At 62.8% G+C, this 13,302-nt stretch carries 11 protein-coding genes; 8 read left to right on the forward strand and 3 right to left on the reverse strand.

All coding sequences use genetic code 11. The features are described from left to right. The first annotated feature begins 40 nt into the window (after window positions 1–40). Both HFO71_RS20380 and HFO71_RS20385 read left to right on the forward strand, forming a co-directional pair. The gene (locus HFO71_RS20380; protein ID WP_131640072.1) at window positions 41–1,918 is read left to right on the forward strand and encodes a DNA polymerase III subunit gamma/tau; all 1,878 of its coding nucleotides are present in this window, start codon (window positions 41–43) and stop codon (window positions 1,916–1,918) included. A 22-nt stretch (window positions 1,919–1,940) separates the two neighbouring features. After that, window positions 1,941–2,264: a YbaB/EbfC family nucleoid-associated protein gene (locus tag HFO71_RS20385; protein ID WP_003544342.1), complete on the forward strand. Its 324-nt coding sequence runs from the start codon at window positions 1,941–1,943 to the stop codon at window positions 2,262–2,264. A 27-nt stretch (window positions 2,265–2,291) separates the two neighbouring features. Here the strand turns inward: HFO71_RS20385 and HFO71_RS20390 are convergent, their stop codons facing one another. Continuing rightward, entirely contained in the window at window positions 2,292–2,921 is a 630-nt protein-coding gene (locus HFO71_RS20390) for an MOSC domain-containing protein (RefSeq protein WP_131640073.1), read from the reverse strand. A gap of 57 nt (window positions 2,922–2,978) precedes the next feature. Between HFO71_RS20390 and recR the strand changes: the two genes are divergently transcribed. Together recR and HFO71_RS20400 are read left to right on the forward strand one after the other, a co-directional pair. After that, window positions 2,979–3,584 (forward strand): recombination mediator RecR, encoded by a 606-nt coding sequence (recR, locus tag HFO71_RS20395; RefSeq protein WP_003544338.1) that lies wholly within the window; start codon window positions 2,979–2,981, stop codon window positions 3,582–3,584. Between the two features lie 174 nt (window positions 3,585–3,758). Further along, a complete protein-coding gene (locus HFO71_RS20400) occupies window positions 3,759–5,030 on the forward strand; it encodes a lytic murein transglycosylase (protein WP_131640074.1) in 1,272 nt (423 codons plus the stop codon). Window positions 5,031–5,138: 108 nt separating this feature from the next. On the opposite strand, the gene HFO71_RS20405 is transcribed toward HFO71_RS20400, so the two are convergent. Both HFO71_RS20405 and HFO71_RS20410 read right to left on the reverse strand, forming a co-directional pair. Next, a complete protein-coding gene (locus HFO71_RS20405) occupies window positions 5,139–5,594 on the reverse strand; it encodes a GNAT family N-acetyltransferase (protein WP_131640075.1) in 456 nt (151 codons plus the stop codon). A 9-nt stretch (window positions 5,595–5,603) separates the two neighbouring features. Further along, window positions 5,604–7,283 carry an MFS transporter gene (locus HFO71_RS20410; protein ID WP_170269428.1) on the reverse strand — a complete coding sequence of 560 codons (1,680 nt, stop codon included), beginning with the start codon at window positions 7,281–7,283 and terminating at the stop codon, window positions 5,604–5,606. Between the two features lie 197 nt (window positions 7,284–7,480). On the opposite strand from HFO71_RS20410, the gene rimP reads away from it, so the two are divergent. From rimP to infB, 4 genes are all read left to right on the forward strand, one after another. Beyond that, window positions 7,481–8,086: a ribosome maturation factor RimP gene (gene rimP, locus HFO71_RS20415; protein WP_131640077.1), complete on the forward strand. Its 606-nt coding sequence runs from the start codon at window positions 7,481–7,483 to the stop codon at window positions 8,084–8,086. A gap of 59 nt (window positions 8,087–8,145) precedes the next feature. Continuing rightward, on the forward strand, window positions 8,146–9,747 hold the full coding sequence (gene nusA / locus HFO71_RS20420) for a transcription termination factor NusA (RefSeq protein WP_003555785.1): 1,602 nt from the start codon (window positions 8,146–8,148) through the stop codon (window positions 9,745–9,747). After that, on the forward strand, window positions 9,744–10,436 hold the full coding sequence (locus HFO71_RS20425) for an RNA-binding protein (protein WP_170269392.1): 693 nt from the start codon (window positions 9,744–9,746) through the stop codon (window positions 10,434–10,436). Before nusA ends, HFO71_RS20425 begins: the two co-directional genes overlap by 4 nt. A gap of 101 nt (window positions 10,437–10,537) precedes the next feature. Then, window positions 10,538–13,291, forward strand: a complete 2,754-nt coding sequence (gene infB / locus HFO71_RS20430; protein ID WP_131640078.1) for a translation initiation factor IF-2 — start codon at window positions 10,538–10,540, stop codon at window positions 13,289–13,291. The last annotated feature ends 11 nt before the right edge of the window (window positions 13,292–13,302 follow it).

The following is a 13,302-nucleotide window of genomic DNA, read 5'->3' on the forward strand; positions in this document are numbered from 1 at the left end:
CTCCACGAAGTGCCCGACGATCCGGGCGACAAGCAGGGCGATGAGCGACACCGAGCGACAATCAAAAGATGCCGCCTCGACGGGCACCGGATACCGAGTGCTGGCTCGCAAATACCGCCCCAAGGATTTCACGGACCTGATGGTCGGCCAGGAGCCGATGGTCCGTACCCTCACCAACGCCTTCGAGACCGGCCGCATCGCGCAAGCCTACATGCTGACCGGCGTGCGCGGCGTCGGCAAGACGACGACGGCGCGCATCCTGGCGCGGGCGCTGAACTACAAAACATCGGAAATTGACAAGCCGACGATCGACCTTCGCACGCCGGGCGAGCACTGCCAGGCGATCATGGAAGGCCGGCATGTCGACGTGATCGAGATGGATGCCGCCTCCCATACCGGTATCGACGATATCCGCGAGATTATCGAGCAGGTGCGCTACCGGCCGGTTTCGGCGCGCTACAAGGTCTATATCATCGACGAAGTGCACATGCTGTCGACACAGGCTTTCAACGGCCTGTTGAAGACATTGGAAGAGCCGCCGGAGCATGTGAAGTTCATCTTCGCCACCACCGAGATCCGCAAGGTGCCGATCACCGTGCTGTCGCGCTGCCAGCGCTTCGACCTGCGCCGCATCAGCGCCTCCGATCTCGTCGGGCTGTTCACGACGATCGCGGCCAAGGAAGGCATCGAGGCTGAAGCCGACGCGCTGGCGATGATCGCGCGTGCGGCCGAAGGCTCGGCGCGCGACGGCCTGTCGCTGCTCGACCAGGCGATCGCTCATGGCGCGGGCGTCGTGCAGGCGGAAGCCGTGCGCGGCATGCTCGGCCTTGCCGATCGTGCCCGGATCGTCGATCTCTTCCAGCATATCGTCAAAGGCGATGTGGCCGCCGCCCTCGGCGAGTTCCAGAACCAGTACGAAGCCGGCGCCAATCCTGTCGTGGTGCTGACCGATCTTGCCGATTTTACCCATCTGGTGACGCGGCTGAAATATGTGCCGGATGCGGCAAACGACCCTTCGCTGAGCGAGGTCGAGCGCACCAAGGCGGCGGAATTTGGGAAGAGCGTTGCAGTGACGACGCTGTCGCGCATCTGGCAGATGCTGCTCAAAGGTATCCCGGAAACGGAAGGCTCGTCGCGGACGGCAGGGGCCGCCGAGATGGTGCTGATCCGGCTTGCGCATGCCGCGCATCTGCCGGCGCCCGAGGACGCGGCGCGGCGGCTTGCCGAATTTTCCGGCGACAATGCCGGCCCGCGACCCGCGGTTCCGCCGTCCGGCAATAGCGGCGGCAACGGGACACGGGTTTCCTATCAGAACAGTGTCACGGCGCGCGCGGCGGAAACCGCACCGAGCCAGCCACAGCCTTCGGCGCCGGTGGCGATGCTGCGGGCCGTGCCGAGCAGCCAGCCGGAGACCATGCCTGTCGGGCGGATCGAGCCAAAACCGGCGGAAGCATTAAAGCCGCTCGTCTCGGTCAATTCGGTCAACGATATCGTCAACCTCGCCACCGAGAAACGCGATCCGAAGCTGAAGGCGATGGTGCGTACCTTCCTGCGCCCGGTCCGTATCGAAGCCGGCCGGCTCGACGTCAGCCTGGCTCCCGGTGCGCCGACGACGCTGCTCAACGAGCTTGCCGTCAAGCTGAAGGAATGGACCGGCATCCATTGGATCGTCAGCCTCAGCCGCGACGAGGGCCAGCCGACGCTTGTCGAAGCGGAGGCCAGGACCCGGGAACAGCATGTGATCGACGCGCGCCAGGACCCTGACGTGGCGGCAATCCTTGCACATTTTCCCGGTGCCAAGATCATCGACGTGCGCGTACGGGCGCCCGAACCGGAGGAGGAAGGCGAGGCGACACCGCCGGCCGCCGCCGAATCCGAGGAAGGTGATATCCTGCCGGGCGACGACATAGAATTCTGAGGTTTCAACAAGGAGCGAGACGATGCGCGACATCATGGGCATGATGGGCAAAGTCAAGGAAATGCAGGCCAAGATGGAGCAGATGCAGGCGGAAATCGCCGAGCTCACGGCCGAAGGCAAAGCGGGCGGCGGTCTCGTCGCCGTGGTCATCACGGGCAAAGGCGAGCTGAAGAGCCTGAAGATCGATCCGTCGCTGTTCAAGGAAGACGATGTCGAGATCCTCGAGGACCTGATCGTCGCCGCCCACAAGGACGCAAAGGACAAGGCCGAGGCGCTGGCCGCCGAAAAGACCAAGGCGCTGACGGCAGGCCTGCCGATCCCGCCAGGCTTCAAGCTGCCGTTCTGAGGCGGCCCACATATCAAGGTGTGTGATCTAGCGCGCTTCGTCGGCTTGGGATTCCAGCGTGGCCCGAAGCTTGTAGTGAATTGGGGCCGCGAGATATCGCGCCCGATCTGCGCCCTTAAGCCTTCGGCCGAAGGTCTCCATTAGCTCGGGCATCGTAATCTTGTCTCCCGAAAAAGACGCGTATTCCATCGGCATCCCGGGCTCGACCACGCCGCCCCGGATGACGCGGCAATAGATGCCGGGACGGGCGGCGGCGGTGTAACGCTTGACGAATTTCGGATCGGCCATCCTGGCGGCGAAGGTGGCGCAGGGCATACGGCATGCCGTGACCTCTAGAATGAGATCGCCAGCGGCGAAGCGATCGCCGACGGCGACGTCGCGATTGTCCAGATCTGATATAACCATGTTCTCGCCGAAAGTACCGGCCTCATAAGGCCTGCCGAGCTCGCTGCTCCACCAGTCGAGCGTCAGCGATCCCTCCACATAGACCGCCTGGTCGACGCCGCCATGGTGCTTGCGGTTGCAGATCGCATCGCCGACCAGACCTTCGGCGTCGATCATCACCGGGCCATTGACGGCGTGTTTGAAGATGCCGGTCTTGTAGCTCTTGCCCGGTAGTCTTTCCGGATTGCCGGTGCACAGGGCCAGGATTTTCATGGGATGGCCGATCCTTCCGCGATTCCGTTTTCGTTCCATATCAGTTAAGAACGGCGCATGGCAAAACGAGTCACCGGACCCGAAATCGAAAAACTCATCCAGCTTCTGGCGAAGGTGCCGGGCCTCGGGCCGCGCTCGGCGCGCCGGGCGGCACTGCATCTGATCAAGAAGAAGGACCAGCTGCTCGGCCCGCTGTCGAATGCGATGGGCGAGGCCTATGACAAGGTGAAGATCTGCTCGCGCTGCGGCAATGTCGATACGGTCGACCCCTGCATTGTCTGCACCGACGTCCAACGCGATCAATCCGTCATCATTGTCGTCGAGGACGTATCGGATCTCTGGGCGCTGGAGCGGGCAGGCGCGATGAACGCCGCCTATCACGTGCTCGGCGGCACGCTGTCGCCGCTCGACGGGGTCGGTCCTGACGATCTCAACATTCGCGGCCTGATCGACCGGGTCGGCGAAGGCGGCATCCGGGAACTGATCATCGCGGTCAATGCCACGGTCGAGGGACAGACGACGGCGCATTATATCACCGACCAATTGCAGGGGCTCGACGTGAAGATCACGCGGCTGGCGCATGGCGTGCCTGTCGGCGGCGAGCTCGACTATCTCGACGAGGGCACGCTTGCGGCGGCACTTCGGGCGCGGACGGTGATATAGGGAGGCTTGCGTATGTTGCATCACACCCCCCTCTGCCCTGCCGGGCATCTCTCCCACAAGGGGGGAGATCACAAGCGGCTTTGGTTTCCCGCTTCATTGTCAGTTTGCCGCGCAGAAACGTCGATTGTCGGCGGAAACTTCTGCGCCCAGCCAATCTCCCCACCGGTGGGGGAGATGCCCGGCAGGGCAGAGGGGGGTGTTCCACGGCGGCTGCGGATATTCGCATTCGCTTTAACGGCAGCTCTCCTGCCCCTCTCCTGTTACGCGGCCCCTTCGAAAGCCGATGTCGAGGTGCTGTTCGAAAAATGGGTGCAGGCCGACCTCTGGCCGGAGGCGAAGGCGAACGGCATTTCGGAGAAGGTCTTTCAAGCCGCTTTCTCCGGCATCACGCTGAACTGGAACCTGCCCGATCTCGCCCCGCCCGGTTTCCCGCCACCGAAGGAGCAGAAGCAGACGCAGGCCGAATTTTCCTCGCCCGCTCCCTATTTCAACGAGGACCAGCTGAAGAAGCTTGCCGCAACGGGACGCGGCTTTGCCGCCCAATATGGCTCGACGCTGAAGCGGATCGAAAAGACCTATGGCGTGCCGGGCTCGATCGTGCTGGCCATTTGGGGCCGTGAGACCGGCTTCGGTGCGGCGAAGATCCCGAATTCCGCGATCGAGGTGCTGGCGACCAAGGCCTTCATGTCGACGCGCAAGGAGATGTTCCGCACCGAGCTGGTGGCCGCACTCCATATTCTCGACGGCGGCGACGTCACACCTGCCGAGTTCAAGGGTTCGTGGGCGGGCGCGCTCGGCCAGCCGCAGTTCATGCCGACGAGCTATCTGAAATATGCGGTGGATTTCGATGGTGACGGTCACCGCAATATCTGGACCTCGGTGCCCGATACGCTCGCCTCGATCGCCAATTACCTGCTCAAGAAAGGCTGGCAGCGCAACCGCGACTGGGGCTTCGAGGTGTCGATACCGGAGGCGGTCTCCTGCGCGCAGGAGGGACCCGATCTGGCAAAGCCGCTGTGGCACTGGGCCTCGCTCGGCATCGACCGCATCTCCGGCAAGGGCTTTCCCTCCGGCGAAATGAAGGCTGAGGGCATGATGCTGGTTCCGGCCGGCCGAGACGGTCCGGAATTCATCGTCACGCCGAATTTCTACATCATCAAGGAATACAATAATTCCGATCTCTACGCGCTCTATATCGGCAATCTTGCCGACCGGATCGCCTATAATGGCGGCGCCTTTGAGGGCCGGTGGGGCGATGTCGGCAAGATGCTGCGCTCGGACGTCGCCGCCATGCAGAAGGCGTTGGAACGGCAGGGCTATGATGTCGGCGGTTCCGACGGTCTGCCGGGCTACAAGACCCGGCGCTCGATCGGCCAGTGGCAGGCAAAGAACGGCATGAAGCCGACATGTTTTCCCGAGGCGACGATGAAGGGCAAGCTGAAGTAATCGGCTTTAGAGCGGTTCAGCTTTTCATGGACACGCCGAACCGCTCTAACCTTTTGTTTTGACGCAATTCCGGACGGAAAACCGCTTCGCACCTTTCCTGGAATTGCTCTAGAGAGTGCGTTTCAGCCCTTCATGGCTTGCAACGAAACCGAGCCTCTCATAGAAGCGAATCGCATCCTGTCGCGCCTTGTCCGATGTCAGCTGCACCAAGCCGCAGCCGCGCTCGGCGCACTGAGCAATCGCCCATTCGATGAATTGCGCGCCGAGGCCCGAGCCGCGAAGATCCCTTGCCACACGCACGCTTTCGATCTGGCCGCGCCACATGCCCGTCCTCGAGAGGCCGGGAAGAAAGCTCAGTTGCAGACTGCCCACGACCTGGTCGGCCGCATCGGTCGCGACAGCCAACAACTGGTTGGCATCCGCCTCGATCGCGGCGAAGGCCGAGAGATAACGTGCATCGACGGGATCGGAGACGATTTCTCTGGCGCCGCCGAGATCGTCATCGCCAAGAAGCTGGACGATGGCGGCAAGATCGGATAGGCGGGCGAGCCTGAAATTATGCATTGACTGTTCTCAATGATGCAGGTCGATCGGCGCTTTGTGGAAGACATCGTCACCTGGCGCAATGGCCTGGCGCTCGATCATGCGGTGAACATGAGGCGGACCTTCGCCGCGATGGAGCGCGCGCAGCCTGTCGATATTTTCGGCATCGGCCTGCGTACGCCGCTGGTTGTGTCTTATATATTCGACCCATGTCGGCGTATGATAGGTCTCCGTCCACAGCCCCGGATTTTCAAGATCGCGCATCAGCGCCCAATTGCGGGCGCCGTCGCGGATGCGAATGCGGCGGCGCTCGCCCATCAGCGCCATGAATTCCGCAAGGTCCTCATCGGCAATCTCGTAATCGACCTGGATGACGATCGGGCCGCTGCGCGGCGTGATGTCGAGACTGAGGGCCGGTTCGGTGAAGCGGTTCAGCGGATCGAGGTTGAGCGAGGCGAAGGCCGGCATCGAAAAACGCAGGCCGATCGCGATGCCGAGCAGCATGACGACGGATGACATCAGCAGCGCATCGGCGACGCCGTAGCGATCCGCAGCAACGCCCCACAGCCAACTGCCGCCGGCAATGCCGCCGAAGGTGACGGTCTGATAAAGCGACAGCGCCCGGCCGACCACCCAGCGCGGCGTCGAAAGCTGGACGATGGTGTTGAACAGCGAAAGTGCGGAGACCCAGCAGGCGCCGGAAACGAGCAGCCCGGCGGAGGTCAAGACGGCGTTCGGGCTCACGGCTGCAATAACCGCGCTCAATGCGAAGCCGGCAAAGGACAGGCGGATGATCACCTCGCTGGAAAGCACCTGGCGAAGCCTCGCATTCAGCACCGCACCGCCAATCGCGCCGATGCCGAAGGCGCCGAGCATGAAACCATAGGTCAGCGGGCCGCCGGCGACGAGATCGAGGGCGACGACCGGCAGCAGCGCCAGGATCGAGCTGGCGCCGATGCCGAAGAGCAGCCCCCTGACGAGGACCTTTTCGAGATTGGGCGACATCGAGACATAACGCAGGCCGGCAAAGATGGCGCTGCCGAGTGCCTCTCGCGGCAGGGTCGAGACAGGCGCGGCTGGCCGCCAGCGCAGCAGGGCATAAATCAGGGCGAAGTAACTCAGCGTGTTCACCGCGAAGGCCGCGGCCGCGCCGGCAGCCGCGACGATGACGCCGCCGATCGCCGGGCCGACGCTGCGGGTGATGTTGAAACCCATGCTGTTCAGCGTGACCGCTGCCGGCAGATCGGCACGTGGCACCATATCGCCGACCGAGGCCTGCCAGGAGGGATTGTTGAGCGCGGTGCCGCAGCCGATTAGGAAGGTGAAGAAGAGCAGCAGCCAAGGCGTGATCCAGCCGAGCAGGGCTGAGGCCGTCAGCAGCGCCGAGACGGTGAGCATCATGCACTGCGCCGTCAGCATGACCCGGCGGCGGTCATAATTGTCGGCCAGCGCACCCGATATCAGCGAAAACAGCATGATCGGCAGCGCCGTCGAGGTCTGCACCAGCGCCACCATGTCCTCCGAGGCGGTGATCGTCGTCATCATCCAGGCGGCGCCGACTGCCTGGATCAGGCCGCCGAAATTCGAAGAAAGGCTCGCGAACCAGATGGTGCGGTAGGTATCGTGCCGCAAAGGCGCCAATGTCGACGAAGTGTAGGCCACGATTTCTCCCGCTTTTGTTATTGCGCGCCAACGGCAATATATGCGCAACACCGGCGCCGGCCATAGGCCTCATCACGCGCGGCAAGCGAATTGGCCGAATCGGTCGGGGACCTTGCAATTTCGGAAAAACCCGACTATATGCCTCTCAAATTCTTGATCGCTTGATGAAGAGTGGGCCGCAAGGACCCGCTCTTTTTTATTAGCGCGATCGCCGAAAAAGCATGAAATTGCGAGGAGCGCACCGCTTGTCGGATCTGACAAACGCAGACAATGAACGTGAGCCGCGGCTGATTACCGAAACCGGGCTCGACCAGCGTCTTGCCGATATCATCGAACCCGTTCTCGTCGATCTGGGCTTCCGCCTTATCCGCGTCCGCATAATGAACCAGAACGGTGCGACGATGCAGGTCATGGCCGAGCGCAACGACGGCACGATGACGGTTCAGGATTGCGAAGAAGTCTCGATGGCGATTTCTCCCGTCCTCGATGTGGAAGATCCGGTCGATAAAGAGTATCATCTGGAAGTGTCTTCGCCCGGCATCGACCGTCCGATGGTACGGAAATCCGATTTCGTCCGCTGGCAGGGCCACCTTGTGAAATGCGAGACGTCGATCTTGATCGACAATCGCAAGCGCTTCCGCGGCAAGATCGTCGAAGCAGGCACAGATGGTTTCACGCTCGAGCGTGACCAGGTCGCCTATGGGGAAGAGCAGAAGGTCACTATACCCTTCACGGCGCTTAGCGATGCGAAGCTCATTCTGACCGACGACCTGATCCGCGACGCGTTGCGCGCCGACAAGCTGGCGAAAGCCCAGGCCGCCAACCAGAACGAAGCCGACGACGAAGAATAACCGATCAACAGACCGCTCCAGGGACGGGAACCCTGGAGTAAAGACGGAGAAACAAGACAATGGCAGTCAGTGCGAACCGGCTCGAACTTCTGCAGATCGCAGATGCAGTGGCGCGCGAAAAAGTCATCGACCGCGAGATCGTGCTGGCCGCAATGGCCGATGCCATCCAGAAGGCGGCACGCTCCCGTTACGGCACCGAGTCCAACATCCGGGCCGACATCAATCCGAAGACCGGCGAAATCCGCCTGCAGCGCCTGCTCGAAGTCGTCGAGAAGGCCGAGGATTATTCGACGCAGATCCCGCTGGAGCTGGCCCGCGACCGCAACCCGGACGCCGCACTCGGCGATTTCATCGCCGATCCGCTGCCGCCGATGGATTTCGGCCGCATCGCCGCACAGTCGGCCAAGCAGGTGATCGTGCAGAAGGTGCGTGAAGCCGAGCGCGACCGCCAGTTCGACGAATTCAAGGATCGCGTCGGCGAAATCGTCAACGGTACCGTCAAGCGCGTCGAATACGGCAACGTCATCGTCGATCTCGGCCGTGGCGAAGGCATTATCCGCCGCGACGAAATGATCCCGCGCGAAAACGTCCGCTATGGCGATCGCGTCCGTGCCTATGTCTATGATGTCCGTCGCGAGCAGCGCGGCCCGCAGATCTTCCTGTCGCGCACGCATCCGCAATTCATGGTGAAGCTCTTCACCATGGAAGTGCCGGAGATCTACGACGGCATCATCCAGGTGAAGTCGGTCGCCCGCGACCCGGGTTCTCGCGCCAAGATCGCGGTGATCTCGAACGACAGTTCGATCGATCCGGTCGGCGCCTGCGTCGGTATGCGCGGCTCACGCGTTCAGGCCGTCGTCGGCGAGCTTCAGGGCGAAAAGATCGACATCATTCCGTGGTCGCAGGATCCTGCGACCTTCGTCGTCAACGCCCTGCAGCCGGCCGAGGTCGCCAAGGTCGTTCTCGACGAGGATGCCGAGCGTATCGAAGTCGTTGTTCCCGACGAGCAGCTGTCGCTTGCGATCGGCCGCCGCGGCCAGAACGTCCGCCTCGCTTCGCAGCTCACCGGCTGGGATATCGACATCATGACGGAGGCCGAGGAATCGGAACGCCGCCAGAAGGAATTCAACGAGCGCACCAACCTGTTCATGGATTCGCTTGATGTCGACGAGATGGTCGGCCAGGTTCTGGCTTCGGAAGGTTTTGCCGCGGTTGAAGAACTGGCTTATGTCGATCTCGACGAAATCTCGTCGATCGACGGTTTCGACGAGGAGACGGCGCAGGAAATCCAGCAGCGCGCCCGCGAATTCCTCGAGCGTCTCGAAGCCGAGATGGACGAGAAGCGCAAGGCGCTCGGTGTTCAGGACGAACTGCGTGAAATCAACGGCATGACCGCCCAGATGATGGTGGCGCTCGGCGAAGACGGCATCAAGACGATCGAGGACTTTGCCGGCTGCGCCGCCGACGATCTCGTCGGCTGGTCGGAACGCAAGAACGGCGAAACGAAGAAGTTCGAGGGCCTGTTCTCGAAGTTCGACGTCTCGCGCGTCGAAGCAGAACAGATGATCGTCCAGGCCCGCCTTTCGGCCGGCTGGATCACGCAAGAGGACCTGGCGAAGGGGACCGAAGAAGAGGTCACCGAAGCCGAACAAGAAGCATGATGACCGCGCATGAACCGGACGCTCCTCTCGAGGACGACGATCTTGCAGGTTATGACGTGAACGGACGCATGTGCATCGTGACGCGCGAAAGCGGATCGCCGGAAGAGCTGATCCGCTTCGTCGCCGCTCCCGATGGAACAGTTGTCGCCGATCTGAAGCGCGAGCTTCCGGGACGCGGATGCTGGGTGAAGATCGACCGGTCGCTGGTCGACAGGGCGGTGGCGAAGAAGCTCTTCGCCCGCGCGCTGAAGACGGATGTGAAGGCGGCGGACGATCTCGGCGCGAGTGTCGATCGGCTGCTCGCGGCGCAATTGATGCAGATGATGAACATGGCGCGGAAAGCCGGCCAGTTTGTCAGCGGGTCCTCGAAAGTGGATGCCGCGGTCAGAAGCGGAGCAGCCCTTGCGGTGTTCCACTCGACTGGCGCAGCGGACGACGGCGTCCGGAAAATCGACCAGGCCCGCAAGGCCTGGCACCTCGGAATGGAGACCGAGGAGGAGATACCTTCCTTCCGTCTCTTCTCGGAGAGCGAAATGGAAGGCCTGATGGGCCAGAATGCTTTTATCCATGCCGCAGTGCTTGCAGGGCAGGCGGGTGAAGGTGTAGTGAAGCGCGCAAAGATGCTCGAACAGTACCGTAATGGCGGTCAGTCCCGGGCAGCGGGCGGCGCTGGCCGGCAAAAACAATGAGGCGGTCACCGGCATCGGCCGGTCCCATACTCATTGATCGACAGTATTGAACGACAGGGTCTGATCTAGTTATCGCTCCCTGTCCGAAGGAACGGGAACGAATGACTGATAGTAACGACGACAAGACAATCAGCGTAGCGGGCAAAAAGACACTCACCCTGAAACCATCGGGGATGAGCCAGGGCACCGTTCGCCAGGATATGGGTCGAGGTCGCACCAAGGCGGTCGTCGTCGAGACCCGTAAGCGGCGTCCGATGCGCCCGGAAGACGAAAAGCCGATCACGGCCGTCGCTCCGGCGGCCCCCGTGCGCGCAGCCGAACCGGCGCCCGCACCCGTGCAGGCGCGTCCGCAACAGCCGACGCCGGCTCCGCGGGTCCAGCAGGGCAACAACAACCAGACGAACCAGCGTCCGCCGCAGCAGTCTCACCAGCCGCCGCGCCAGAACGATCGTCCGCGCCCGGTGGTGCTGAACCATCTGTCGCCGGAAGAGATGGATGCCCGCCGCCGCGCGCTTGCCGACTCCCAGGCGCGTGACGCCCAGGATGCGATCCGCCGCGCCGAGGAAGAAAAGCGCCGTGCCGCCGAAGAGGTTGTCCGCAAGGCAGCCGAAGCGGAAGACGCTGCCCGCAGGGCCGCTGAAGAGGCTATCCGGCAGGCTGAGGCACCCGCTGTTGCTGAATCCGCAGCCGCAGAACCGGCTCCGGCCGAAGCACGCACCGATGCGGCACGGCCGCAGCAGCCTGCATCGTCGGCACCGGCCGCACGCCGTCCCGATGCGGCTGGAGCACCTGCTGCCCGTCCGGCACCCGGCGCTGCCGTCCCCGGCGCCGTTCGCGGCCGTCGTGACGAAAAGGAAGAAGACGATCGTGGCGCAGCGCGCGGCGGTCCCGTCCGTGGCCGCGTCGTTCGCCCGGAACCCGCAAAGCCGGTCACGACTCGTCCGAAGACGGATGAAGAGCGCCGTCGCGGCAAGTTGACGATCACCACTGCCAACGTCGACGGCGAGGACAATGCCCGCGGTCGTTCTCTCTCGGCGATGCGTCGCCGGCAGGAGAAGTTCCGCCGCGGTCAGATGCAGGAAACCCGCGAGAAGATCTCCCGCGAAGTGGTTCTGCCCGAGACCATCACCATTCAGGAACTGTCGCAGCGCATGTCCGAACGCGCCGTCGACGTCATCAAGTACCTGATGAAGGAAGGTCAGATGATGAAGCCGGGCGACGTAATCGACGCCGACCTCGCCGAAATCATCGCCGGCGAATTCGGCCATACGGTCAGGCGCGTGTCGGAATCCGACGTCGAACTCGGGATCTTCAACGTGTCCGACGACGATGGCGAACTGGTTTCCCGTCCGCCCGTCGTTACCATCATGGGCCATGTCGACCACGGCAAGACCTCGCTGCTCGACGCCATCCGCCATGCCAACGTGGTCTCCGGCGAAGCCGGTGGCATCACCCAGCATATCGGCGCCTATCAGGTGGAGCAGAACGGTCAGAAGATCACCTTCATCGATACGCCCGGCCACGCCGCCTTCACGGCAATGCGTGCCCGCGGTGCGCAGGCGACCGATATCGCGATCCTGGTCGTCGCAGCCGACGACAGCGTGATGCCGCAGACGATCGAATCGATCAACCACGCCAAGGCGGCCGGTGTTCCGATCATCGTGGCGATCAACAAGGTCGACAAGCACGAGGCTGATCCGCAGAAGGTCCGCAACCAGCTGCTGCAGCACGAAGTCTTCGTGGAATCCATGGGCGGTGAAGTGCTTGACGTCGAGGTTTCGGCCAAGACCGGCAAAAACCTCGACAAGCTGCTCGAGGCGATCCTGCTACAGGCGGAAATTCTCGATCTCAAGGCGAATGCGAACCGGACCGCCGAAGGCACTGTCATCGAAGCCCAGCTCGATCGTGGCCGTGGTTCCGTCGCGACCGTGCTCGTCCAGAAAGGTACGCTGCGTCCAGGCCAGATCATCGTCGCCGGCGATGTCTGGGGCCGCGTGCGCGCTCTCGTCACCGACAAGGGCGACCATGTGAAAGAAGCAGGTCCGGCAACGCCGGTCGAGGTTCTCGGTCTTTCCGGCACGCCGCAGGCCGGCGACAAGTTCGCCGTCGTCGAAAGCGAAAGCCGCGCCCGCGAAATCTCGGAATATCGTCAGCGTCTGGCCCGCGACAAGGCGGCTGCCCGCCAGTCGGGACAGCGCGGTTCGCTGGAACAGATGATGATGCAGCGCCAAAGCGTCGGCATCAAGGAGTTCCCGCTGGTTATCAAGGGTGACGTGCAGGGCTCGATCGAAGCGATTGCCGGCGCACTGGAGAAGCTCGGCACCGACGAAGTTCGCGCCCGCATCGTCCATTCGGGCGCCGGCGGCATCACCGAGTCGGATATCTCGCTCGCCGAAGCCTCGAACGCGGCCATCATCGGCTTCAACGTTCGTGCGAATACGCAGGCACGCCAGTTCGCCGAACGCGAAGGCATCGAAATCCGCTACTACAACATCATCTACGATCTCGTGGATGACGTGAAGGCAGCGATGTCGGGCCTCTTGTCTCCGGAGCGGCGCGAAACCTTCATCGGCAATGCCGAAATCCTCGAGGTGTTCAACATCACCAAGGTCGGCAAGGTCGCGGGTTGCCGTGTCGTCGAAGGCAAGGTCGAACGTGGTGCCGGCGTCCGCCTCATCCGCAACGACGTCGTCGTTCACGAAGGCAAACTCAAGACACTCAAGCGCTTCAAGGACGAAGTGTCCGAAGTGCCGATGGGTCAGGAATGCGGCATGGCCTTCGAAAACTACGAGGACATGCGCGCCGGCGACGTCATCGAGTGCTTCCGCGTCGAGCATATCACGCGCACGCTCTAAGCTGCTGCGCC

The organism is Rhizobium laguerreae (assembly GCF_019778565.1).
GTDB classification, from domain to species: domain Bacteria; phylum Pseudomonadota; class Alphaproteobacteria; order Rhizobiales; family Rhizobiaceae; genus Rhizobium; species Rhizobium laguerreae.